The organism is Pseudomonas abyssi (genome assembly GCF_003444685.1).
Classification (GTDB): Bacteria; Pseudomonadota; Gammaproteobacteria; order Pseudomonadales; family Pseudomonadaceae; genus Halopseudomonas; species Halopseudomonas abyssi.
Map to the genome: position 1 here is coordinate 368,454 of NZ_LMAZ01000004.1, position 24,750 is coordinate 393,203.

Annotated in this window: 16 protein-coding genes; 11 read left to right on the forward strand and 5 right to left on the reverse strand. The window is 62.1% G+C overall.

Going from position 1 to position 24,750, the window contains the following annotated elements; translation table 11 throughout:
- Window positions 1–80: 80 nt before the first annotated feature.
- From ASB58_RS14585 to ASB58_RS14610, 6 genes are all read left to right on the forward strand, one after another.
- A complete protein-coding gene (locus tag ASB58_RS14585; protein ID WP_118131371.1) occupies window positions 81–449 on the forward strand; it encodes an SPOR domain-containing protein in 369 nt (122 codons plus the stop codon).
- Between the two features lie 259 nt (window positions 450–708).
- Window positions 709–5,160 (forward strand): glutamate synthase large subunit, encoded by a 4,452-nt coding sequence (gene gltB, locus ASB58_RS14590; protein WP_118131372.1) that lies wholly within the window; start codon window positions 709–711, stop codon window positions 5,158–5,160.
- Between the two features lie 93 nt (window positions 5,161–5,253).
- Window positions 5,254–6,672, forward strand: coding sequence for a glutamate synthase small subunit GltD family protein (locus ASB58_RS14595; RefSeq protein ID WP_118131373.1), 1,419 nt, complete (start codon window positions 5,254–5,256; stop codon window positions 6,670–6,672).
- 125 nt (window positions 6,673–6,797) lie between these two features.
- Entirely contained in the window at window positions 6,798–7,880 is a 1,083-nt protein-coding gene (gene hemE / locus ASB58_RS14600) for a uroporphyrinogen decarboxylase (protein ID WP_096004411.1), read from the forward strand.
- A gap of 56 nt (window positions 7,881–7,936) precedes the next feature.
- Complete coding sequence (locus ASB58_RS14605; protein WP_096004410.1) at window positions 7,937–8,707, forward strand: ParA family protein; 771 nt, start codon at window positions 7,937–7,939, stop codon at window positions 8,705–8,707.
- Window positions 8,708–8,784: 77 nt separating this feature from the next.
- Window positions 8,785–10,059 carry a bifunctional O-acetylhomoserine aminocarboxypropyltransferase/cysteine synthase gene (locus ASB58_RS14610; protein ID WP_118131374.1) on the forward strand — a complete coding sequence of 425 codons (1,275 nt, stop codon included), beginning with the start codon at window positions 8,785–8,787 and terminating at the stop codon, window positions 10,057–10,059.
- A gap of 193 nt (window positions 10,060–10,252) precedes the next feature.
- Here ASB58_RS14610 and ASB58_RS14615 read toward each other — a convergent pair whose 3' ends face one another.
- Both ASB58_RS14615 and selO read right to left on the reverse strand, forming a co-directional pair.
- Window positions 10,253–12,040, reverse strand: a complete 1,788-nt coding sequence (locus ASB58_RS14615) for an SLC13 family permease (protein ID WP_096004408.1) — start codon at window positions 12,038–12,040, stop codon at window positions 10,253–10,255.
- Between the two features lie 130 nt (window positions 12,041–12,170).
- Window positions 12,171–13,595, reverse strand: coding sequence for a protein adenylyltransferase SelO (gene selO / locus ASB58_RS14620; protein WP_118131375.1), 1,425 nt, complete (start codon window positions 13,593–13,595; stop codon window positions 12,171–12,173).
- 197 nt (window positions 13,596–13,792) lie between these two features.
- On the opposite strand from selO, the gene ASB58_RS14625 reads away from it, so the two are divergent.
- From ASB58_RS14625 to ASB58_RS14635, 3 genes are all read left to right on the forward strand, one after another.
- Complete coding sequence (locus ASB58_RS14625) at window positions 13,793–15,583, forward strand: acyl-CoA dehydrogenase C-terminal domain-containing protein (RefSeq protein WP_118131376.1); 1,791 nt, start codon at window positions 13,793–13,795, stop codon at window positions 15,581–15,583.
- Between the two features lie 227 nt (window positions 15,584–15,810).
- Window positions 15,811–17,589 carry an acyl-CoA dehydrogenase C-terminal domain-containing protein gene (locus ASB58_RS14630; protein ID WP_118131377.1) on the forward strand — a complete coding sequence of 593 codons (1,779 nt, stop codon included), beginning with the start codon at window positions 15,811–15,813 and terminating at the stop codon, window positions 17,587–17,589.
- 149 nt (window positions 17,590–17,738) lie between these two features.
- Complete coding sequence (locus tag ASB58_RS14635; protein ID WP_118131378.1) at window positions 17,739–18,749, forward strand: class 1 fructose-bisphosphatase; 1,011 nt, start codon at window positions 17,739–17,741, stop codon at window positions 18,747–18,749.
- A 314-nt stretch (window positions 18,750–19,063) separates the two neighbouring features.
- On the opposite strand, the gene ASB58_RS14640 is transcribed toward ASB58_RS14635, so the two are convergent.
- Together ASB58_RS14640 and ASB58_RS14645 are read right to left on the reverse strand one after the other, a co-directional pair.
- Window positions 19,064–19,837: a 2-keto-4-pentenoate hydratase gene (locus tag ASB58_RS14640; RefSeq protein WP_118131379.1), complete on the reverse strand. Its 774-nt coding sequence runs from the start codon at window positions 19,835–19,837 to the stop codon at window positions 19,064–19,066.
- Complete coding sequence (locus ASB58_RS14645; RefSeq protein ID WP_118131380.1) at window positions 19,834–20,742, reverse strand: TauD/TfdA dioxygenase family protein; 909 nt, start codon at window positions 20,740–20,742, stop codon at window positions 19,834–19,836. Before ASB58_RS14645 ends, ASB58_RS14640 begins: the two co-directional genes overlap by 4 nt.
- A gap of 125 nt (window positions 20,743–20,867) precedes the next feature.
- Here ASB58_RS14645 and ASB58_RS14650 point away from each other — a divergent pair, with 125 nt between their 5' ends.
- Window positions 20,868–21,938, forward strand: a complete 1,071-nt coding sequence (locus ASB58_RS14650; protein ID WP_118131381.1) for an AraC family transcriptional regulator — start codon at window positions 20,868–20,870, stop codon at window positions 21,936–21,938.
- A 108-nt stretch (window positions 21,939–22,046) separates the two neighbouring features.
- The gene (locus tag ASB58_RS14655; protein ID WP_118131382.1) at window positions 22,047–22,385 is read left to right on the forward strand and encodes a YegP family protein; all 339 of its coding nucleotides are present in this window, start codon (window positions 22,047–22,049) and stop codon (window positions 22,383–22,385) included.
- A 50-nt stretch (window positions 22,386–22,435) separates the two neighbouring features.
- Here ASB58_RS14655 and ASB58_RS14660 read toward each other — a convergent pair whose 3' ends face one another.
- On the reverse strand, window positions 22,436–24,655 hold the full coding sequence (locus tag ASB58_RS14660; protein ID WP_118131383.1) for a TonB-dependent siderophore receptor: 2,220 nt from the start codon (window positions 24,653–24,655) through the stop codon (window positions 22,436–22,438).
- Window positions 24,656–24,750 lie beyond the last annotated feature (95 nt).

Consider the following 24,750-nt stretch of genomic DNA (forward strand, 5'->3'; position numbering starts at 1 on the left):
CTCCGGCTCCGGCTCCGGCTCCGGCTCCGGCTCCGGCTCCGGCTCCGGCTCCGGCTCCGGCTCCGGCTCCCGAGCCCGCAGTGGAGAAGGTTGAGGCCGAGCGACGCGAGGTCGCTCAACCGGCTGCGCCAGCGGCAGCGCCGCGGCAGGCTTCGGGGTATCACGATGCCAGCTGGTATCGGCAACGCCCGGGCTCGGAGTACGTTGTACAGCTGCTCGGTTCGCGCTCGGAGGCTGCTGCCAGAGCCTTCATCGCACGCCATGCCGACGTCTCTGATCTGGGCTACTTTGAGACAACGCATCAAGGTGAACCTTGGTTTGTTGTAACCCAGGGGGCCTATGCTTCACGTCAGGCGGCGCAGGCTGGCGTTGCCAAGCTGCCGGCAGCGCTGCGCGACAGCAAGCCCTGGCCGCGTGGCATGGCGGATATCCAGAGCGCTCTGCGCTGAGTTGCCGGGCCCGCCGGGAGGCGGGCTTGCTGACCCAAAAAGGCGTGGCCGATGCCTGTCGGTGGCGCTATAGTCGGACTGTAAAGTTTCCGATTTACGACATTTGAATACGCCCAAGCGGCATTGTTGCGCCAAAAAAAATTGTGAGCGTGCTTGGCGCTGTGTACAATTACTCCCCTTTTGCCCGGCGCAGAGCCAGATTTATCCGTGATCTGGTTTTTTAAGTGCTTGAATTTATTAGCTTTTTGAGAGAGTGCCTATGAAAGCAGGTCTATACCAGCCTGATCAGTTCAAGGATAACTGTGGCTTTGGTTTGATTGCCCACATGGAAGGCCAGCCCAGTCATCACCTGCTGCAGACGGCCATCGAAGCCCTCACCTGCATGACGCACCGTGGTGGTATTAATGCCGACGGCAAGACTGGCGACGGTTGCGGCCTGCTCATTCAAAAGCCGGATCGCTTCCTGCGCGACGTCGCTCGCGAAACGCTGTCTGTCGAGCTGCCAGAGCAGTACGCCGTCGGTATGGTATTCATGGGCACCGATGAGCCGGCTGCCGCTGCGGCCAAGCAGGCCTTTGCCGATGCGCTGGCTGATCAGGGGCTGACCGGCCTTGGCTGGCGTCCGGTGCCGGTGGATCCGAGCAAACTCGGCCCGCTGGCCCGCAGCAGCCTGCCGCGTATCGAGCAGGTGTTTGTCTCTGGCGAAGGTCTGGACGAGCAGCAGTTTGGCGTGAAGCTCTTTTATGTGCGCCGCAAGGCTGAAATCGCCATGCAGGCAGACAGCAGCTTTTATGTCTGCAGCCTGTCGCACAAGGTCATCTCCTACAAAGGCCTGATGATGCCGGCCGATCTGGACAAGTTCTATCCGGATCTGGGGGACGAGCGCATGGAAACCGCGATCAGCGTGTTCCACCAGCGTTTCTCCACCAATACCCTGCCCAAGTGGCCGCTCGCCCAGCCGTTCCGCCTAGTTGCCCACAATGGCGAGATCAACACCATTACCGCCAACCGCAACTGGGCCCACGCGCGTCGCAACAAGTTCACCAACGACCTGATGCCCGATCTGGACAGCCTGGCACCGCTGGTCAACACCACCGGCTCCGACTCCTCCAGCATGGACAACATGCTGGAACTGCTGCTGTGTGGTGGCATGGACCTGTTCCGTGCGATCCGCATGGTTGTGCCGCCGGCCTGGCAGAATGTTGAGACCATGGACGCGGACCTGCGCGCCTTCTATGAATACAACTCCATGCACATGGAGGCCTGGGACGGCCCGGCCGGTATCGTACTGACCGAAGGTCGCTACGCGGTCTGTCTGCTCGACCGTAACGGCCTGCGTCCGGCGCGTTACGTCATCACCAAGAACGGCTATATCACCCTGGCCTCCGAGATCGGCGTCTGGGATTACCAGCCCGAGGACGTCGTCAGCAAGGGCCGTGTTGGTCCGGGTCAGATCCTGGCGGTCGACACCCAGACCGGCGAAGTGCTGCACACCGATGATGTGGCCAACCGTCTGAAGTCCCGTCACCCTTACCGCAAGTGGCTGAAAGAGAACGCCCTGCGCATTCAGGCGACCCTGGACGATCGCGATCACGGCTCTGACTTCCTGTCGGCCGAGGCGCTCAAGCAGTACATGAAGATGTTCCAGGTCACCTTCGAAGAGCGTGATCAGGTGCTGCGTCCGCTGGCCGAGAACGGTCAGGAGGCCGTTGGTTCGATGGGCGATGACACGCCCATGGCAGTGCTCTCCGGTCGTGTCCGTTCGGTGTATGACTACTTCCGTCAGCAGTTCGCTCAGGTGACCAACCCGGCCATCGACCCGCTGCGTGAAGCCATTGTCATGTCGCTGGAAACCTGCCTGGGTGCCGAACGTAACGTCTTCGAAGAGACGGCGGACCACGCCAATCGCGCGATCCTCAGCTCGCCAGTCATTTCGCCGGCCAAGTGGCGCACCATCATGAATCTGGACGAGCGTCCCGGTTTTGCGCGCCACCTGATTGACCTGAACGTCGCTGAAGGCACCCTGCTGCGCGATGCCGTGAAGGACATCACAGCGCAGGCTGAAGCGGCTGTGCGCGAAGGCAAGACCATCATCGTGCTCAGCGACCGTGCCATCGAGCAGGGCAAACTGCCGGTCCACGCTGCGCTTGCCGTGGGCGCAGTGCACCACCACCTGACCGCTGTCGGTCTGCGTTCGGAGTGCAACATCCTGGTTGAAACCGCCACCACCCGTGACCCGCACCACTATGCGGTGCTGATCGGTTTCGGCGCGACCGCGGTTTACCCCTACCTTGCTTACGAAGTACTGGGTGATCTGATCCGTACGGGTGAAGTGATTGGTGACCTGTTCGAGACCTTCAAGTACTACCGCAAGGGTATCTCCAAGGGCCTGTTGAAGATCCTGTCGAAGATGGGTATCTCCACCATTGCGTCCTATCGTGGTGCGCAGCTGTTTGAGGCGGTCGGTCTGGCAGATGAAGTGGTCGATCTCTGCTTTACCGGCGTGGTCAGCCGTATCCAGGGTGCTCGCTTTGAGGACCTGCAGGCCGAACAGGCGCTGCTGGCCAAGGAAGCCTGGAACCCGCGCAAGTCGATCCAGCAAGGCGGCCTGCTCAAGTTCGTGTTTGGCGGCGAGTATCACGCCTACAACCCGGATGTGGTTCGCGCGCTGCAGGACGCCGTGCAGGGTGACAGCTACGACAAGTATCAGGAATACGCCGCGCTGGTGAACAGCCGCCCGGTTGCCGCGCTGCGCGACCTGCTGAAGGTGCGCGACGACCAGCAGGCCATCTCGCTGGATGACGTTGAGCCGCTGGAGTCGATCTTCAAGCGCTTCGACTCGGCGGGTATCTCGCTCGGTGCGTTGTCACCCGAGGCGCATGAGGCCATTGCCGAGGCGATGAACCGCCTGGGCGCGCGCTCCAACTCCGGTGAGGGCGGAGAAGATCCGGCCCGCTACGGCACCGTGCGTACCTCCAAGATCAAGCAGATCGCCTCCGGTCGCTTTGGCGTTACCCCAGAGTATCTGGTTAACGCCGACGTGTTGCAGATCAAGGTTGCCCAGGGTGCCAAGCCCGGCGAAGGTGGCCAGCTGCCTGGCGGCAAGGTCAACGAACTGATTGCCCGTCTGCGCTACGCGGTCCCGGGGGTCACCCTGATTTCACCGCCGCCGCACCACGACATCTACTCGATTGAGGATCTGTCGCAGCTGATCTTCGACCTCAAGCAGGTCAACCCGCAGGCGCTGGTCTCGGTCAAGCTGGTGTCCGAGCCGGGCGTTGGCACTATCGCTGCCGGCGTGGCCAAGGCTTACGCTGACCTGATCACCATTTCCGGTTACGACGGTGGTACCGGCGCATCGCCGCTGACGTCTATCCGTTACGCTGGTTCTCCGTGGGAGCTGGGTCTGTCCGAAGCGCACCAGACCTTGCGCGGCAATGATCTGCGGGGCAAGGTCCGGGTACAGACTGACGGTGGTCTGAAGACCGGTCTGGACGTGATCAAGGCGGCCATCCTTGGTGCCGAGAGCTTTGGCTTTGGTACCGCGCCGATGATCGCCCTGGGTTGCAAATACCTGCGTATCTGCCACCTGAACAACTGTGCGACCGGCGTGGCAACGCAGAACGAGCATCTGCGTGACAACCACTACATCGGCACTGTGCAGATGGTGATGAACTTCTTCACCTACGTCGCCATGGAAACCCGTGAGTGGCTGGCCAAGCTGGGCGTACGTACCCTGCAGGACCTGATTGGCCGTACCGACCTGCTGGATATCCTGCCGGGTGCAACCGGCAAGCAGCAGAACCTGGATCTGCGCCCGCTGCTGGGCAGTGATCTGGTGCCGGCTGACAAGCCGCAGTTCTGCGAGTCGCCACGTAACGAGCCGTTCGACAAGGGCCTGACCGCCGAGAAGATGGTCGAGATGGCGCGCGCTGCCATCGACGGCCGCACCGGCGGCGAGTACCAGCTGTCGCTGACCAACTGTGACCGCTCCATCGGCGCCCGCGTGTCGGGCGAGATCGCCAAGGTGCATGGCAACCAGGGCATGGTCAGTGCGCCGATCACCTTCCGTATGACCGGCACTGCCGGCCAAAGCTTCGGCGTGTGGAACGCCGGTGGCCTGCATATGTATCTGGAAGGCGACGCCAACGACTACGTCGGCAAGGGGATGACCGGTGGCAAGCTGACCATCGTGCCGCCCAAGGGCAGCCCGTTCCGTTCCGAGCAGACCTCGATCATCGGCAACACCTGCCTGTACGGTGCCACTGGCGGCAAGCTGTTCGCCGCGGGTATCGCCGGTGAGCGTTTCGCGGTCCGCAACTCGGGTGCCCATGCCATCATCGAAGGCGCGGGTGATCACTGCTGTGAGTACATGACCGGCGGTATGGTCTGCGTACTGGGCAGCACCGGCCACAACTTCGGTGCGGGTATGACCGGTGGTTTTGCCTATGTGCTGGACATGGACAACACTTTCTTCGACAAGCTCAATCACGAGCTGGTCGAGCTGCATCGCATCAGCAACGAGTCGATGGAGATGTACCGCAGCCACCTGACTCAGGTGCTGACCGAGTACGTGACCGAGACCGGTAGTGCCTGGGGTGCAGAGGTGCTGGACAACCTGGACGACTACATCCGCCGCTTCTGGTTGGTCAAGCCTAAGGCCGCGAGCCTGCGCGCGCTGCTGACCAGTACCCGAGCGAACCCACAATAAGCCGCCCGAGGCGGGCCGCCACGGCGGCCTGCCGGCCCTGATGAGTCTGGCAGTGGCGTGACGTGATCGCCGCTGCAGTGTAGAGGTTTAGATATGGCAGACCGTTTGAATAACGACTTCCAGTTTATCGATGTAGGTCGTGAAGATCCGAAGAAGCGCCCGCTGCGCGCGCGCAAGACCCAGTTCGTTGAGATCAACGAGCAGTTCAAGCCGGACGCGGCCTCCGAGCAGGCGCATCGCTGCCTCGGTTGCGGCAACCCCTATTGCGAGTGGAAGTGCCCCGTGCACAACTTCATTCCCAACTGGCTGAAGCTGGTCTCCGAAGGCAACATCCTGGAGGCGGCCGAGTTGTCGCACCAGACCAACACCCTGCCGGAAGTCTGCGGCCGCGTTTGCCCGCAGGACCGTCTGTGTGAAGGGGCCTGTACCCTGAACGACGGCTTTGGCGCAGTGACCATCGGTTCGGTCGAGAAGTACATCACCGATACCGCCTTCGCCATGGGCTGGCGTCCGGATATGTCCGGCGTAGTGCCGACCGGCAAGCGTGTGGCCATTATCGGCGCCGGTCCGGCCGGCCTGGGCTGCGCCGATGTACTGGCGCGAGCCGGTGTTTCGCCTGTGGTGTTTGATCGCAACCCGGAAATTGGTGGCCTGCTGACCTTCGGTATTCCCGAGTTCAAACTGGAAAAGACAGTAATGTCCCGTCGCCGAGAGGTGTTTGAAGGCATGGGCATCGAGTTCCGCCTGAACACCGAGATCGGCAAGGACGTGATGATCGACGATCTGCTGTCCGAGTACGACGCGGTCTTCATGGGCATGGGTACCTACACCTACATGAAGGGCGGCTTCCCCGGTGAGGATCTGCCGGGCGTCTACGATGCGCTGGACTTCCTGATTGCCAACGTCAATCGCAACCTGGGCTTCGAGAAGTCGGCCGACGACTTCATCGACATGAAGGGCAAGACCGTTGTGGTGCTGGGCGGCGGTGATACCGCGATGGACTGTAACCGTACCTCCATCCGTCAGGGCGCCAATGCCGTGACCTGCGCCTACCGCCGCGACGAGGCGAACATGCCGGGCTCGCGCAAGGAAGTGAAGAACGCCAAGGACGAGGGTGTGAAGTTCCTGTTCAACCGCCAGCCGATCGCCATTGTCGGTGAAGACAAGGTTGAGGGCGTCAAGGTCGTTGAAACCCGTCTGGGCGAACCCGACGCACGCGGGCGTCGTAGCCCCGAGCCGATCCCCGGTTCCGAGCAGGTATTGGCCGCCGATGCGGTGATCATCGCCTTCGGTTTCCGTCCCAGCCCGGCAGACTGGTTTGCCGACAAGCAGATCGACACCGACAGCCAGGGTCGCGTGGTGGCGCCGGAGCAGGCCCAGTACAAGTTCCAGACCAGCAACCCCAAGGTGTTTGCCGGTGGCGACATGGTGCGTGGCTCGGACCTGGTGGTCACCGCCATCTGGGAAGGTCGCCAGGCGGCCGAAGGTATCCTCGATTACCTCGAGGTGTGACAACGGGTCACGGCCTGTCTGTTAACAACAAGGGCGCCTGCGGGCGCCCTTGTTGCGTTGTGGCCTGATGTTTGTGTGCAATTGCCGCTACAATGGCCGCTGACCTTTTTTGACTGGATGGCCCCATGACTGAACTCAAGAACGACCGTTTCCTGCGCGCACTGGCACGTCAGCCGGTGGATGTCACCCCGGTGTGGATGATGCGTCAGGCCGGCCGCTACCTGCCTGAATATCGGGCATCGCGGGCCCGCGCTGGCGATTTCATGGGCCTGTGCATGAATCCGGAGATGGCCTGTGAAGTCACCCTGCAGCCGCTGGATCGCTACCCGCTGGATGCCGCCATTCTGTTCTCCGACATTCTGACCATTCCCGATGCCATGGGCCAAGGTCTGTATTTTGAAACCGGTGAAGGCCCCCGTTTTCGCAAGGTGATCGACAGCCTGGCGGACATCGAGGCGCTGCCGGTGCCCGATCCCGACCAGGATCTGGGCTACGTGATGGACGCGGTGCGTACCATTCGCCGCGAGCTGAACGGCCGGGTGCCGCTGATCGGCTTCTCCGGCAGTCCCTGGACGCTGGCGACCTATATGGTCGAAGGCGGCTCTTCCAAGGATTTCCGCAAGACCAAGGCGATGCTCTATGACCAGCCCGAAGCCATGCACCTGCTGCTCGACAAGCTGGCGCAGTCGGTCACCAGCTATCTGAACGGTCAGATCAAGGCCGGTGCCCAGGCCGTGCAGATTTTTGATACCTGGGGCGGTAACCTGTCTGCCGATGCCTACCAAAAGTTCTCGCTGGCCTACATGCGCAAGATCGTCTCCGGTCTGATCCGTGAGCACGATGGCCGCAAAGTGCCGGTTATCCTGTTCACCAAGAACGGTGGCCTGTGGCTGGAAAGTATTGCCGATGCCGGTGCTGATGCGCTCGGGCTGGACTGGACCATGGATATCGGCGTTGCCCGTTCACGGGTTGGTGCAAAGGTTGCATTGCAAGGCAACATGGACCCGACGGTTCTGTACGCAAAACCGGAAGCCATTCGTGCCGAGGTAGCGCGTATTCTGGCGAGCTACGGCAAGGGCAGCGGCCACGTATTCAACTTGGGCCACGGCATCACGCCCGAGGTAGACCCGGCCCACGCCGGAGCCTTTATCGAGGCGGTGCATGAGCTGTCAGCGGTTTATCACGATCCGAATGCTATCGTGGTCTGATGCCGTCTGCGCTGGCAAAGGGCAGGGCTGTTGATTTCTGAACAAGGAGAGGGCGTATGCGTAGGGTAGTGTTCAACCAGAAGGGCGGTGTCGGCAAGTCGAGCATCGCCTGCAATCTGGCTGCGGTCAGTGCGGCAGCGGGCTATAAAACGCTGGTGATTGATCTGGACCCGCAGGCGAACTCCAGCCATTACCTGCTCGGTGAGCGGATGAAGGATGTGGATACTACTATCGCTGATTTCTTCTCGCAGACCCTGTCCAGCGGATTGTTCAGCAAAAAGGCCGAGAACTTCGTTACCGAAACGCCGTTCGAGAACCTCTGGCTGATGCCGGCCAGCCCCGAGCTGGCCGAGCTGCAGCACAAGCTGGAGTCGCGCTACAAAATCCAGAAGCTGCGCAAGCTGCTCAAGGACTTGAAGGATAACTACGAGCGGATCTATATCGACACCGCGCCCGCCTTCAACTTCTACACCATGTCGGCGCTGATTGCCGCCGACCGTGTGCTGATTCCCTTCGACTGCGACAGCTTCTCGCGGCAGGCGCTGTACGGTTTGCTGACCGAGCTGGAAGATGTGCGTGAAGAGCACAACGAGGATCTCATGGTCGAGGGCATCGTGGTCAACCAGTTCCAGCCGCGCGCAGCCTTGCCGCAGAAGATGCTGGACGAGCTGGTTGCCGAGGGACTGCCGGTATTGCCGGTACATCTTAACAGCTCGGTGCGCATGCGTGAGTCGCATGAAGCGGCTACACCGCTGATCTTCCTTGATGGTCGGCACAAGCTGACCCAGCAGTTCATGGCCCTGCACGACCATATCGAGAGTCAATAGGTCGCGCCTGGTTAGATTGACCGACCGGGTTTCCTTCTGCATGCTCGGCGCTGGACATCAACAACAAGGACAGCGCCATGAAGCTTGAAACGCTTGCCATCCATGCCGGCTACACCCCCGACCCCAACACGCACGCCGTTGCCGTGCCGATCTACCAGACCACCTCCTACGCCTTTGATGACACCCAGCACGGTGCCGATCTGTTTGATCTGAAGGTGCCGGGCAACATCTACACGCGCATCATGAACCCCACCAACGACGTGCTGGAGCAACGGGTTGCCGCGCTCGAGGGCGGCGTCGGTGCGCTGGCGGTGGCCTCGGGCATGGCGGCTATCACCTACGCGATTCAGACCCTGGCCGAAGCGGGCGATAACATCGTTTCCGTGGCCAAGCTCTATGGCGGTACCTACAACCTGCTGGCCCACACCTTGCCGCGTCAGGGTATCGAAACCCGCTTTGCCGCCCATGACGACATTGCCGCGCTGGAAAACCTGATCGATGCGCGCACCAAGGCGGTGTTCTGTGAGTCCATCGGCAACCCGGCCGGTAACGTGATCGACATTCAGGCGCTGGCCGATGCTGCGCATCGTCATGGCGTGCCGTTGATTGTCGATAACACCGTCGCCACTCCGGCGCTGTGCCGACCCTTTGAGCATGGTGCCGATATTGTGGTGCACTCGCTGACCAAGTACATGGGTGGCCACGGCACCACTCTGGGCGGCATCGTGGTGGATGGCGGCTGCTTCCCCTGGGCGGAGAACGCCGAGCGCTTCCCGCTGCTCAATACCGCAGACCCGTCCTACCACGGTGTGGTTTATACCGAGGCCTTTGGCCCGGCGGCTTTTATTGGTCGTTGCCGCGTCGTACCGCTGCGTAACATGGGCGCGGCGCTGTCGCCGTTCAACGCCTTCATGATTCTGCAGGGGTTGGAGACGCTGGCGCTGCGCATGGAGCGGCACTGTGACAACGCCATGGCGGTTGCAGCGTTCCTGAAGAGTCACTCGCAGGTCGCCTGGGTGCAGTACGCCGGACTGGAAGATCACCCCGAGCACGCCCTCGCCAAGCGCTATATGGGCGGCAAGCCGGCATCGGTACTGTCGTTCGGGATCAAGGGCGGACAGGAAGCCGGCGCGCGCTTTATCGACGCGCTCAACCTGGTGGTGCGACTGGTCAACATCGGCGACGCCAAGTCACTCGCCTGTCACCCGGCCTCGACCACTCACCGTCAGCTGAACGACGAGGAACTGGCCAAGGCCGGCGTGCCGCGTGACATGGTGCGCCTGTCGATCGGTATCGAGCACATCGACGACATCCTCGCCGACCTGTCGCAGGCGCTCGACGCTTCGCTTTAGTCAGCTCCCGCTTTGCGGGAGCTGAGCCGCAAGCGGCAAGCCATAAGCTGCAAGCAAAACCCGCGCGGTGTCGAATCGCGCGGGTTTTCTTTTGGACAGCTTATGGCAGGCGCGCTTGGCGGTCTTGTCGTCGAACTCATCCTGACTACGCTTCCAGCTTCCAGCTTCCAGCTCGCGCGCGCCAGCGCGCGTTTCAGGGAAACAGCGGCCAGATCAATGGAATGATCAGTGACCCGGCTGCCCACATGATCAGGTTCAGCGGCACGCCGATGCGCATGAAATCCGAAAAGCGGTAGCCGCCGGCGCTGTAGACGAAGGTGTTGGTCTGGTAGCCGATCGGGGTGGCGAAGCTGGCACTGGCGGCGAACATCACCGCGACCACGAACGGGCGCGGGTCGGCGCCAAGTTGCTGGGCTACGCCGATGGCGATGGGTGTGACCAGCACCGCGACCGCGTTGTTGCTGACCACCTCGGTGAGGACGGAGGTCAGCAGGTAGATGAACGACAGCATGAACAGCGGGCCCAGCAGCGGCGACAGCGTCATCACGTGGCTGACCACGGTATCCACCAGGCCGACCTTGTTCATCGCGATACTGATCGCCAGCATGCCGAAGATCAGCGTCAGGATGCGCCAGTCGATGGCCTTGTAGGCGTCTTCGGTATCCAGGCAGCCGGTGGCGACGACCAGCGCTGCGGCGATCATCGCCAGCCCCTCGATCGGCATGACCTTGAACGCCGCCAGCACCATGACCGCCAGCACGGCGGCGATGGCAATCGGCGCCTTGTCGCGGCGGTAGGCGCGCTCCTGTACCGAGTTGAGGCTGATCAGCTCGCCGTTGTCGGCGAACTTCTTGATCTGCGAGGCTGTGCCCTCGACCAGCATCACATCGCCGAACTGCAGTTCAAAGTCATCCAGGTTGTCCTGGATGTTCTCGTTGTGGCGATGGATTGCCAGTACGTGAATGCCGTAGCGCGCGGTCAGGTTGAGGTCGCGCATGGGCCGGTGACTGTAGCGCGAATTGCGCCCGACGATGGCTTCGGCCAGCATCACGTCGCGGGTCGAGATGGTTTCGAAACTGTCGGCGCGGTTGATGGCCAGCAGGCCGTTGTGCCGCAACTCGACAAAGTCGCGCATGCTGGTGTGCAGTACCAGCCGATCCCCGGCCAGCAGCCGGGTGTCGTTCAGCGGCGTTGACAGCTCGTCGTCGCCGCGGAAGATTTTCAGTACGCGAATGCCGCTATTGCCGTTCAGGTTGGCCTGGCTGATGGTCTGGTTGATGACCGGCGAATCGTGCGGCACCAGCAGTTCGGTCATGAAGGTACGCGCCTGATCCGGGCGCAGCTGGCGCGACAGGCTTTCGCGCTCCGGCAGCAGGCGGTGACCGATCAGCAGCACAAAGGCCATGCCGATGCCGGCCAGCACCAGGCCGGGCAGGGTGATCTCGAACATGCCGAACGGCTCCATGCCCATCTGTCGGGCCACGCCATCGACCAGGATGTTGGTCGAGGTGCCGATCATCGTCATGGTGCCGCCAAAGATGGTGGCGTAGGACAGCGGGATCAGCATCTTCGAGGGCTTGCTGCCGATGCTGGTGGCTAGGGCGATGGCGACCGGCGTAAGAATGGCGACGACCGGGGTATTGTTGATAAAGGTCGACAGCAGCAAGGCGGTGATCATCAGGCTGAACAGGGTGCGCCATTGGCTGCCGCCGCCCATGCGTGCCAGCCAGTTGCCCAGGGTTTCGACGCAGCCGGTGCGCTCCAGCGCGGCTGAAAGGATGAACATGCAGGCAATGGTGATCGGCGCGCTGTTGGACAGCACGCCCAGTACGTCGGACGGTGTCAGCAACTGGCTGACCAGCAGCACGGCAACGGCGATGCCGACCACCACGTCGGGACTGAATTTTTCCCGCGCGAAGGCGTAGAACACCCAGCACAGCAGCAGTGCCACGCCAATCAGTGGCAGTGAATCCCAGCTCATCGGTTACCGAACTCTCTTGAGGTGTCGGGCCCGCAGTCGGACCCACGCTGGGCGTCACATTAAGAGTCGGCGCTATATTTGTCCAAGCACAAAAACTGATTTTTATATTCTTAAACGGAATAAAGCGTCTTTACGACGAGCAGCTTATTTCCAGGCGCCGGCCCCAGTCCGGCGGCGCAGCGGCGTAGGCCTCGGCGCCGGACTGCGGGCTGAATGGCTGGCGCAGGATCTGGTGCAGTCTGCGCACCTCGTTGAAGTCGCCTTGCTCGGCGGCGGCGATGGCGTTCTGCGCCAGATAGTTGCGCAATACGTACAGCGGGTTGACCGCCTGGCGGCTGGCAACGGAGGCATCACAGCGCTGCTGGTGCGTGCGCTGCCAGGCATCGAAGGCCTCACGGTCGATAAACTGGTCCCGCACCAGTGGATGGTCTTCGGCCAGTTGGCGCAGGGTCAGGTTGTAGTCGACACCACCGGCCTGCATCAACTGCAGCAGAGCGTCAATCTGCTCGGCGTCATCCTCTCGCTCGCAGCCCCAGCCCAGGCGCTGACGCATCAATGCCAGATAGTGCTGCTCGAACAGCGGCATGAAGTTGGCCAGTTCGGCTTTGAGCTCGTCCACGCCGACAAAGGGCGTCAGGGCCTGGGCCAGGCAGGCCAGGTTCCACTGCGCAATCACGGGCTGGCGGTGAAAGGCGTAGCGCCCCTCGTGGTCGGAATGGTTGCAGACGTGTCGAGCGTCAAAGGCATCAAGGAAGGCGTAGGGGCCAAAGTCGAAGGTGATGCCCAGTATCGACATGTTGTCGGTGTTCATGACTCCGTGGCAGAAGCCGTACGCCTGCCAGCGCGCGATCATCTCGGCGGTACGCTGCAACACCTGACTGAGCATGGCCAGCGCGGGATTTTCTGCGTTGTGGCAGTCGGGGTAGCAGGTGTCCAGGGTGAACTCCAGCAACTGGCGCAGCGCATCATGCTGGCGGGTGTAGTAGAAATACTCGAAGTGACCAAAGCGGATATGCGAGGGCGCCAGACGCATCAGCATGGCGGCACGTTCTTCGCGTTCGCGATACACCGGGTTGTCGCCGATGGTCACGCAGAGGGCGCGACTGCTGGGGATGCCCAGCGCGTGCAGCGCTTCGCTGGCAAGGAATTCGCGGATCGACGAGCGCAATACGGCGCGACCGTCGCCCATGCGCGAGTAAGGCGTACTGCCGGCGCCCTTGAGGTGCAGGTCCCAGTGCTCGCCAGCGCGATTGACCACCTCACCCAGCAGCAGGCCACGGCCGTCGCCCAGCTGCGGGTTGTAGGCGCCGAACTGGTGCCCGGAGTACACCATGGCGCGAGGCTCGGCGTCGCTCCACACCTTGTGACCGGCAAACAGGTCCACCAGCAGCGGGTCTGCGGCCTGGTCCCGGTCCAGATCGAGCAGGGCCAAAGCGTCCTCGCTGCACACCACCAGGCGCGGGTTACTCAGTGGCTCGGGCAGCACGCGGCTGGAGAAGGTGTCTCCCAGACGGGCAAAGCGATTGTCGAACTGCAGGTCGGCCAGGGTGGGCACAATTGGCTCCTTGTTTGGGTCTGACTCACCATGCTACAGCAGCGCCGCGCCGCTGGCAGCGCTGCGTTATAGCGCTGTATCAGGAGAGGTAATGCACGGTCCAATTTCTTGACCGCAGAGGCGTCGGTCCTTAGTGTTCAAACACCTGTATGAAATCATGCTGCCGGTGGTGACTGGCCGCCCTTTGGAGAGTCAACATGCCTGAATATAACGCCCCCTTGCGCGATATGCGCTTTGTCATGGACGAGCTGCTGGACATGACTGGCAGCTACGCTGCGTACGGTCTGGAAGACGCCACCCCGGATCTGGTCAGCGCGATCCTGGAAGAGGGTGCCAAGTTCACCAATCAGGTGCTGTCTCCGCTGAACCGCACCGGTGACGAAGAAGGCTGTCACATCGACAACGGCGTCGTCACCACACCCAAGGGCTTCAAGGAAGCCTACCAGGCCTACTGCGAGAACGGCTGGGGCTCCATGACTGCCTCGCCGGAGTATGGCGGACAGGGCCTGCCGTCATCCTTGGGCCTGATCATCGCCGAGATGGTTGCCTCCGCAAACTACTCCTTCAGCATGTACCCGGGTCTGTCCCACGGTTGTGCTGCGGCCATTGCTGCGCACGGTACCACCGAGCAGAAAGACCTGTACCTGAACAAGCTGACCCCCGGCACCTGGACCGGCACCATGTGCCTGACCGAGCCGCATTGTGGTACCGACCTGGGCCTGGTCAAGACCCGCGCCGTACCGCAGGCCGACGGCACCTACAAGGTGACCGGCACCAAGATCTTCATCTCGTGCGGTGAGCACGACATGTCTGAAAATATCGTTCACCTGGTGCTGGCCAAGCTGCCCGACGCGCCGGCTGGTACCAAGGGTATTTCCCTGTTCATCGTGCCGAAGTTCCTGCCGGATGCGAACGGTGAAGTGGGCGAGCGCAACAGCCTGGTCTGTGGCTCCATCGAGCACAAGATGGGGATCAAGGCCTCCGCCACCTGCGTGATGAACTTTGATGATGCCACCGGTTTCCTGATCGGCGAGGTCAACAAGGGCCTGAACTGCATGTTCACCATGATGAACCACGCGCGCCTGGGTACCGGCATGCAGGGCCTGTGTCACGGTGAAGCGTCCTACCAGAGTGCACTGGCCTACGCCAAGGACCGCCTGCAGATGCGTTCGCTGAAAGGTCCGGCGGAGCCCGAGAAGGCGGCTGACCCGATCATCGTTCATCCAGACGTGCGTCGTATGCTGCTGACCATGAAGGCCTTCAACGAGGGTAACCGTGCGCTGGCTTACTACACCGCCAGCCTGCTGGATCAGGCGCACTACGCGTCCGACGAAGAGGCTCGCGCTGACGCTGAAGCCCAGCTGGCCTTCCTGACGCCGATCTGTAAGGCCTTCATGACCGACACCGGTCTGGAAGCGACCCTGCTGGGGCAGCAGGTGTTTGGTGGTCACGGCTTTATCCGAGAGTGGGGTCAGGAGCAGCAGGTACGCGACTGTCGCATTGCGCCGATCTACGAAGGCACCAACGGCATTCAGGCGCTCGACCTGCTGGGTCGCAAGGTGCTGGGTAGCCAGGGCAAACTGCTGAAGGCCTTTACCAAGCAGGTTCACCTGCTGTGCAAGGAACTGGATGGCAACGCCAAGTTTGGCGACCACGCCAAGAAGCTGGCCCAGCTGAACGCCCAGTGGGGCGAGCTGACCACCTCTGTTGGCATGAAAGCCATGCAGAACCCGGAAGAAGTCGGCGCTGCCGCGGTTGATTACCTAGCCTTCTCCGGCTACGTCGTGCACGCCTACTTCTGGCTGAAGATGGCGCTGGTTGCGCAGACCAAGCTGGATGCCGGCAGTACTGAAGGTGACTTCTACAAAGGCAAGCTGGCGACTCAGGCGTTCTTCTATCAGCGTCTGCTGCCGCGCGCCCAGGCTCACGCCGAAGCGCTGACTGCCGGTGCTTCCAGCCTGATGGACATCGCTGTCGAGCAGTTCTGATCAGTCTGCTGATGTGAACGAAAACCCCGGCTCGCCGGGGTTTTTTATGCCTGCAGGGTGCCGCAAGGTGGCGCGCAAGGCGCTGACCGATCACAAACAATGTTGTTTATGGTGACCGATCAATAATAAAAAGTCATAAAGAGACGCTACAGGTTTTTTCGTTGTCGATATACAATCGTGCGCCTGTGCCGGCCTAGACCGGCCCACTGAACAACGAGGAGATCACCATGGCCGACTACAACGCCCCCCTTCGCGATATGCGCTTTGTGCTCAATGAAGTCTTCGAGGTATCCAAGCTCTGGGCCCAGCTGCCCGGCCTGGCCGAGGTGGTTGATGAGGAGACCGCGGTCGCCATTCTGGAAGAAGCCGGCAAGGTGACCGGTGGTGTGGTCGCTCCGCTGAACCGCAGCGGTGACGAAGAGGGTTGCTCTTGGGATAACGGCGTGGTGAAAACGCCAGCCGGCTTCCCCGAGGCCTATCGCACCTACGCCGAAGGCGGCTGGGTGGGCGTGGGCGGTGATCCCGAGTTTGGTGGCATGGGCATGCCGAAAGTGATCGGTGCCCAGGTTGAAGAAATGGTCAACTCCGCCAGCCTGTCCTTCGGCCTGTATCCGATGCTGACCTCCGGCGCCTGCCTGTCGATTCTCAACCACGCCAGCGAAGAGCTGAAGGAAAAGTACCTGCCGAACATGTACGCCGGCACCTGGGCTGGCTCCATGTGTCTGACCGAGCCGCACGCCGGCACCGACCTGGGCATCATCCGCACCAAGGCCGAGCCGCAGGCTGACGGCAGCTACAAGATCACCGGCACCAAGATCTTCATCACCGGTGGTGAGCACGACCTGACCGAGAACATCATTCACCTGGTGCTGGCCAAGCTGCCTGACGCCCCGGCTGGCCCCAAGGGTATTTCCCTGTTCCTGGTGCCCAAGGTGATGGTCAACGCGGACGGTTCGCTGGGCGAGAAGAACTCCCTGTCCTGCGGCTCGATCGAGCACAAGATGGGCATCAAGGCCTCCGCCACCTGCGTCATGAACTTTGACGGTGCCACCGGCTGGATTGTCGACGAGCCGAACAAGGGCCTTAACGCCATGTTCACCATGATGAACTACGAGCGTCTGGGTGTCGGCATCCAGGGGCTGTCGCTGGGCGAGCGCTCCTACCAGAGCGCCATCGAATACGCCCGTGACCGTATCCAGAGCCGCGCACCGACCGGTCCGGTCAACAAGGACAAGGCGGCGGACCCCATCATCGTCCACCCGGACGTACGCCGCATGCTGCTGACCATGAAAGCGCTGAACGAGGGCGGTCGTGCCTTCTCCAGCTATGTCGCCATGCAGCTGGATACCGCCAAGTACAGCGAAGACAAGGAAACCCGCGCCCGTGCCCAGGACCTGGTCGCGCTGCTGACGCCGGTTGCCAAGGCCTTCCTGACCGACATGGGGCTGGAGACCACTGTGCACGGCCAGCAGATCTTCGGTGGCCATGGCTTTGTCCGTGAATGGGGCCAGGAGCAGTTGATCCGTGACTGCCGTATCACCCAGATCTATGAAGGGACCAACGGCATTCAGTCGCTGGATCTGATGGGCCGCAAGATCGTGGGCAGCGGTGGTGCGTTCTACAAGCACTTCAGCGACGAAGTCAAAGCCTTCATCGCCAGCGCCGATGCCTCGCTGGCCGAGTTCACCGGTCCGCTGGAAGCGGCCATCGGCAACCTCGACGAGCTGACCGCCTGGGTTATCGAGCAAGCCAAGAGCAATCCGAATGAAATTGGCGCAGCCTCGGTCGAGTACCTGCAGGTCTTTGGTTACACCGCCTATGCCTACGTCTGGGCGCTGATGGCGCGTGCCGCCCTGGCCAAGCAGGCGGAAGACGAGTTTTACGTCAGCAAGCTGGGCACTGCGCGTTTCTACTTTGCCCGCCTGTTGCCGCGTATCCACTCGCTGACGGCATCGGTCAAGGCCGGTAGCGAATCGCTCTACCTGCTCGACGAAGCGCAGTTCTGAGTCTGAAACGGCCGTAAAAAGCCCCGCTTCGGCGGGGCTTTTTCGTTGTCAGGTCGCATTGTTGGCATTGCCGGGACTATTCGGGAGGCGAAGCGCAGCCGGAGCGGGTAAACTGTGCGCGATTTTACTTTTCCCTCCGGAGCTTGCTCATGTCCCGTGTATCTCTCAGCCGTTACCTGATCGAACAGACGCGCAGCCACAACACCCCTGCCGATTTGCGCTTTCTTATCGAGGTGGTGGCGCGCGCCTGTAAGGAAATCAACCATGCCGTCTCCAAGGGCGCGCTTGGTGGCGTCCTTGGCAGCATGGGCACCGAGAACGTGCAGGGTGAAGTGCAGAAAAAGCTGGATGTGATTTCCAACGAGATCCTGCTGGAAGCCAACGAGTGGGGCGGCCACCTGGCCGGCATGGCCTCCGAAGAGATGGATCATGCCTACCAGATTCCTGGCCAGTACCCCAAGGGTGCCTATCTGCTGGTATTCGATCCGCTGGATGGCTCCAGCAACATCGATGTCAACGTCTCCGTCGGCACCATCTTCTCGGTGCTGCGTTGTCCCGACAAGTATGTAGAGCAGTCCGGCAGCCTGGACGAGCATGCCTTCCTGCAGCCGGGTACCGAGCAGGTGGCCGCCGGTTACGCCATTTACGGTCCGCAAACCATGCTGATTCTGACCCTGGGTGACGGCGTCATGGGCTTTACCCTGGACCGTGAAATGGGCAGCTTTGTGCTGACCCACGAGAACATGAAAGTGCCGACCAGCACCGCCGAGTTCGCCATCAATATGTCCAACCAGCGCCACTGGGAAGAGCCGGTCAAGCGCTACGTGTCTGAGCTGCTGGCTGGTGAAGAAGGGCCACTGGAGAAGAACTACAACATGCGCTGGATCGCCTCCATGGTGGCCGATGTGCATCGCATCCTGACCCGTGGCGGGCTGTTCATGTATCCGCGTGACGCTCGTGAACCCGAAAAGCCGGGCAAGCTGCGTCTGATGTACGAGGCCAATCCGATGTCGATGCTGATCGAGCAGGCTGGCGGCGCCGCCACCAACGGCAGTCAGCGCATTCTCGATATCCAGCCCGAATCGCTGCACCAGCGTGTTGCCGTGTTCCTGGGCTCGAAGGAAGAGGTCGAGCGCGTCACCGGTTATCACCAGGGCTGAGTGGGGCAAAAGCCGCACTCCTGTCCGTGGTCTTTTGACCTGGTGTAAGCATTTGCTTACGTGTTGTGCTGGCGTTGGCCTATGGGCAGACCCTGCGATGCTGCGTAGTATCAAACGCGCTAGGAGCATCGCAGGAAGCGACCATAACAACAGGGAACAGGGACAGTGCCTTGGAGGCACCACGCATTAGGGATGATCAGGACCATTCTGCAAAACCTCGCCCCGGCGAGGTTTTTTCTTGCCTGCGATTTATGCGGGGAGACGGCGTTGCGTCTCCCCGGGGCATGCGCAATGAATCAGTGCTTGCCCACTGCTCAGCCGCTGAAGCGACAGCTCAGGCTGCCCAGCGCGCCCATCTCCACCTCAGCCAGATCGCCAGCGGCAACCGGCTGCATGCCTGCCAGCGCGCCGGTCATGATCACGTCCCCGCTGCGCAGTTGCTGTCCGGCAGTGACCATTTGATTGATCAGCCAGAGCGCCGCATCCAGCGGGTTACCCATGCTGCTGCCGGTGTTTCCGCTGGCTACCTGTTCGCCGTTGAGCTTCAGTGCTACCGGCAGGTCATCCAGCTGCACGCTGTCGGCCGCAACGCACTGGCCCACTACGTGGGCGCCAAAGGACAGGTTGTCAGCGACCGCATCCGCCAGCGACTTCGGCCAGCCCTCATAGGCTGAGTCGCAAACCTCCAGCGCGGGCATCACGCCTTCGAGCGCCGCGATCAGATCGGCGCGATCGGCCAGCGGGTCTTCGATATCGCGCGACAGGCGCATCGCAACCTCGATCTCCAGTCGCGGCGCGATAAAGTCTGCGTGCTGCAGTGTTGTTCCGGTCTGATATTCGTTGGCTGTCAGCAGTACGCCGCGCAGCGGCTCTGCTACGCCGAGGGCCTGACGGGCGCGGGCATCGGTCAGCCCAAGCTTGTAACCGCCGGGGCGCTCGCCCTGAAGCTGCCGGGTAATCAGCGCGTGTTGTACCGCGTAGGCGGACGCCAGGTCGGTCAGCGCGTACTCGCTAGCGACCGGGCCGCGTGGCGTGTGGCTGGCGCGTGCGTCCAGCAGCGCCTGTGCGGCCTGTTCGATGTTGCTCATACAGTGTCTCCTCGACTCGGCTGTTCGCCGACAACAGTGGTACGGAACATCTCGCGGCGCTTGCCAAAATAATCGGAGATCGGTTGATGCCAGACGCAGCGGTTGTCCCAGATCGCCAGTGTACCTGGCGTCCAGCGCATGCGGCAGGTAAAGGCCGGGGCGGCCGCCACGCTGAACAGGTAGTCCAGCAGCGGACGTGACTCCTCCGGCTTCATGCCGGCGATGCCGAGGGTGTAGGCCGGGTTGGCGAACAGCACCTCGCGGCCGGTTTCCGGATGGCGAGTGATCATCGGATGGGTGCGCACATCGTCGTCGACGTTGTCGCCAAAGCGGATCTGCATGTTCTCGATGCCCGCGTTGTGGGCGGCTTTGGGGCCATAGCCAAACTCCGGAGTGTGAATGCCGTCGAGCTGACGCAGCAGGTCGCGCAGGGTGGGAGACAGCCACTCGCAGGCCAGGTACATATTGTTGAACAGGGTGTCGCCGCCGCTTTCAGGTACGTCATGACCGTACAGCAGGGTGAAGGCTGGCGGGCGCTCCTGAAATGACCAGTCGCTGTGCCAGGCACCGCCAAACACGAAAGGGCTGCCTTCGCCGGCTTCCTTGAGCACATGCACCACATGCGGATGATCGGCCATCGGCTGTACATAAGGTTCCTTGCCGAATGCGCCGAAGCGTTGGGTGACGGCTTCGAGCTGTTCGACGCTCAGGTTCTGGTCTCGAATAAAGAGCACGCCATGGTCCATCAGCGCCCGGCGCAGATCGGCCTGGCCTGCGTCGCTTAAGGTGTTGAGGTCGATGTCGTGGATATCGGCTCCCAGAGAGCCGGCCACCGGTACGCTGCGGAAGTACTCGCTGGGGCGGGCCTGGTTGTTTTTGGCGGTGGTAAAGAAGAACTCGGGCATGGCGTTTACCTGCAATCGTCTGTCTTGTTGTTGTTCGTGTTCTGCCAGGCAAGATTGCCTCTGTGTGCGGCAGCTATCCATGATAGTTTCTGCCATGACATGACAATAACTGCCACGAGGTCTGCATGAATTGGCGTGAGGTACGCGATGCCACCAACGTGCGCTACCTGCTGAGCACCGCGCGTACGCTGGGTTGCTCGGTGCAGGCCTGCCTGCAGGGCAGCGGGCTGGACGAGGCGATGCTGGGTGCCGGCGGCAGGGTCAGAGTCCAGCGCTGGCAAGAGCTTGCGGTCATCCGCAATCTGGTGGCGCAGCACCCGGAGCCGGGGCTGGGCATTCGGGTCGGCGGCTGCTATCAGCTGACCAGCCTGGGAATATTGGGCTACACCATGCTGGCCTGCCGCAATCTGCACGAAGCCTTGCTGGTCAGCACGCAGTTTCGGGAACTGACACTGTCGATTTGCCCGGTGCAGGTGCTGCCGTTCGACGGCGGCGTGCGCATGAGCCTGGACCACAGTGTGCTGCCGCCGGATGCACAGGACATGGTTGCCGAGCGCGGTCTGGCAGTCTGGAAGCGTATCTTCGGCGAGCTGCTGCAGCGTCCGTTTGTCCCGCTGCGCGTCGAGTTGGTGTTATCGCGGCCGGCCGCCATCGAGCTGTATGAAGATTACTTCGAGTGCCCCGTCGTCAGCGGCGCTGCCAGCAACGCGGTGTTGATTGGCGACGCGGATCTGGTCAGTGAGCTGCCGCTCGCCAATGCGCTCACCCGCAACGCCTGCGCGGCTCTGTGCCGTCAGTTGTGCGAGGGGTTGGAAGATGTGGTGTCGCCGCTGGCGCGTCAGGTGTTGCAGGTGCTGATCAGTCACTCGGGCGAGCCACCGACGGCGGTAGCGGTGGCGGCGACCTTGGGCATATCGGAGCGCTCCTTGCACCGGCGGCTGGCGGCCGAAGGGCAGCCCTTTCGTCAACTGGATGAGCGCGTCCGCGGGCGTCTGGCCGAGCGCCTGCTTGGCGACAGTGATCTGGGGCTGGATGCGATTGCCGCGCAGCTGGGCTACAGCGAGGCCGCCAGTTTCTCGCGTGCGTTCAAGCGCTGGACTGGCCTTGCCCCCTCACGCTGGCGCACCGCGCAACGTGAGGGGGCGTCGAGCTTCGGTGCGCCTGCGATCATAAATACGTTGTCTCCTGGCGACTGATTGGCTCGATGCTGAGACAGTCACATATCCACGTCTATACTGGTCTGGTCGCCTGCATGGGCGCAGGCGCCTCAGGTAGTCCACCGACGTTGGATAAGGAGTGTTTCTATGGCTGGTTGGTATGAACTGAGCAAGAGTACGGACGGGCAGTTTCGCTTTGTCCTCAAGGCCGGCAACGCCGAAACGATTTTGACCAGTGAGCTCTACACGGTGCGCGCCAGCGCCGAGAACGGCATCGCCTCGGTGCAGAAGAATTGCGCAGACGACACGCGATATGAGCGCAAGGAAGCGCGTGACGGCCGGCACTACTTCAACCTCAAGGCCGCCAACCATCAGGTGATCGGCAGCAGTCAGATGTATGCCTCGGCGGCCAGTTGCGAGAAGGGTATCGAATCGGTGAAGCACAATGGCAGCAGCACCAAGGTAAAGGACAAGACCGACTCCTGAGCCGGCTGCCGCTCCCGTCAGCGCATCATCGCTGACGGGAGCCGTGCGCCCTAGAACGAGGTGCTCAGGCTGGTGTAGAAGGCCCGGCCCGGCTCGTTGTAGGTGTAGGCGCCGGCGACGTTGCTGTTGCCCTCGCGATACAGGCGCTTGTCGAGCAGGTTGCTGATGCCGGCGCTCACGCTCAGGCTGTCGCTGAAGGCGTAGCGGCCACTGACGCCGACCAGCGCATAGGGCGAGATCTCGCGGCGCGCGTCGCCGGTCAGCACATTACCCTGATAGTCGAGCTTGCCCGGGCTCTGCTTGCCGTACCAGGTGACGGTGGCCTGGGTCGATAGCGGCTGGCTGACCTGCCAGTCCAGCGTTGAGTTGATGGTGTACTCGGGGATGATCGACAGCGGCTCGCCGGTTTCGCGGTTCTCGGAGCGCAGCATCCAGGTGAAGTTGGTATTCCAGCTGAGCTGCTGACTGACCGGTACGTTCAGGGTGCCTTCCAGCCCCTCGACCAGGGCCTCAGGCACGTTGCTCCACTGGAATACGTCGGCATCGGCGTAGGCCGGATTGCTGCCGCCGGTGGCGGTGGTTACCGCGCTACGGCCGGATTCGATCTTGTCCTTGTAGTCGTTGCGGAACCAGGTAACGCCGGCGAGCCATTCGCCCCGGCGGAACTCGATGCCGATCTCCTTGTTGATGCTGGTTTCCGCATCCAGATCCTCGTTGCCCATCAGATAGCATGCCCCGCCACCACCCCAGCAGCCATTGCCGCGGCTGTAGAGCAGGTAGTTGGGGTTGCTCTGATACAGGTTGGGCGCCTTGTAGGCGCGGGCGATGCCGGCCTTCAGGGTGAACTCGTCGTTGAGGGCCTGGGACAGGTTCAGCGAGGGGCTCCAGTTGCTGCCGGTCAGACTGTGATGGTCGAAACGCAGGCCGGGCGTCAGGGTAGTACCGGGGCGCAGCTCGACGTTGCTCTCGACGAAGAGCGAGGCAATCTGCGCGTCGGTCTTGGTGTCGCGATCAGTACCGGAGAGGCCGGGCACCTCACCCGCTTCGGTGGTGGTCTGGGTGTTGGAGAAGGGGTCGTCCATGCGCTGGTCAACCCATTCGGCACCCAGTGTCAGCATCTGGTCGAGCCAGCCGTTGAGCGGCAGGTTGATCTCGCTGTGGGCGGTCAGGGTATCCAGCTCGATGGTGCCGAAATCGGTACTGGTGATGCTGCCTTCCGGTCCGCCGGCCAGGCCCTCCTGCAGGCGGCGGTTGCGGGTGTTTTCGTACTGCAGATAGTTCAGCGTGCTGCCGATGTCCCAGTCGCCGTGGTGGGTGACGGCGTAGGTCTGGCGATAGATGATGTTGGTTTCGCGGCCAAGCCAGGGCGAGCGTCGAGCTTCCAATGCGGCTGAGTCGACGTTGTTCATGCTGTCGCCAGCATAAATGTTGCCCTGGCGGCTGTAGCCGGCTTCCAGGTCCAGCGTCTGGCGATCGGTCAGCGCCCAGCTGAGCAGGCCGTTGATGTCCTTGTTGCGCACGCCTTCACGGCCTGCGGTGGCCTGGTTGGGGACGGTGTGGCCGTCGTTGATGTCCGGGTCATCCATCTCCGACTTGGCGACGTTGCCGTACACACGGTATGAGAGGTTGTCGGTCAGCGGGCCGCTGAGGCCAAAGTTGGCGCGTTCGCTGCCGCCCTCTTCATCATGCTGGGCGATGCTCTTGTAGAGTGTCAGGTTGCCGTGATGTTCGGCCTGCGGGCCCTTGGTGATGATGTTGACCACGCCACCAGCGGCACCGTTGCCATAGCGCGCCGCTGCCGGGCCGCGCAGTACTTCAATGCGTTCAATCTGTTCGGCGGGTACCCAGTTGCTGTCTCCACGGGTATCGCGGTCACCGCGCCAGCCGTAGCGTACCGAGTTGCGCGAGGTAACCGGTTTGCCGTCGACCAGAATCAGGGTGTTCTCCGGGCCCATGCCGCGGATGTCGATCTGCCGGTTGTTGCCACGTGCGCCGGAGCCGCTGTTGCCCGTCAGGTTGACACCAGGCTGTTTGCGCAGCAGCTCGGCGATGTCGTTGGCCGGCGGCTGGCGGGCGATGTCCTCGGCGTTGATGATGGAGACGCCGGGCGCCTGCTTCAGTTCTTCCTGGGCGGTGGCAATCACGTCCAGGGTGTCCAGTTCCAGGGCTTCGCCGGTCTGTGCTTGCGCTGCGGGCAGGCCCAGGGCCAGAACCACCGCAGCGGTGAGTTGGCTGTAACGGAAGCAGGAAAGGTGGCGTGCCTGAATCATCGGCAGATTCCTCTTTGGGTGCGCGGAGAAGGTTGGGGGCGGACGGCTGGATGCAACGTCTGACCGGCTGACGACCATTAATGCGAACTATTTGC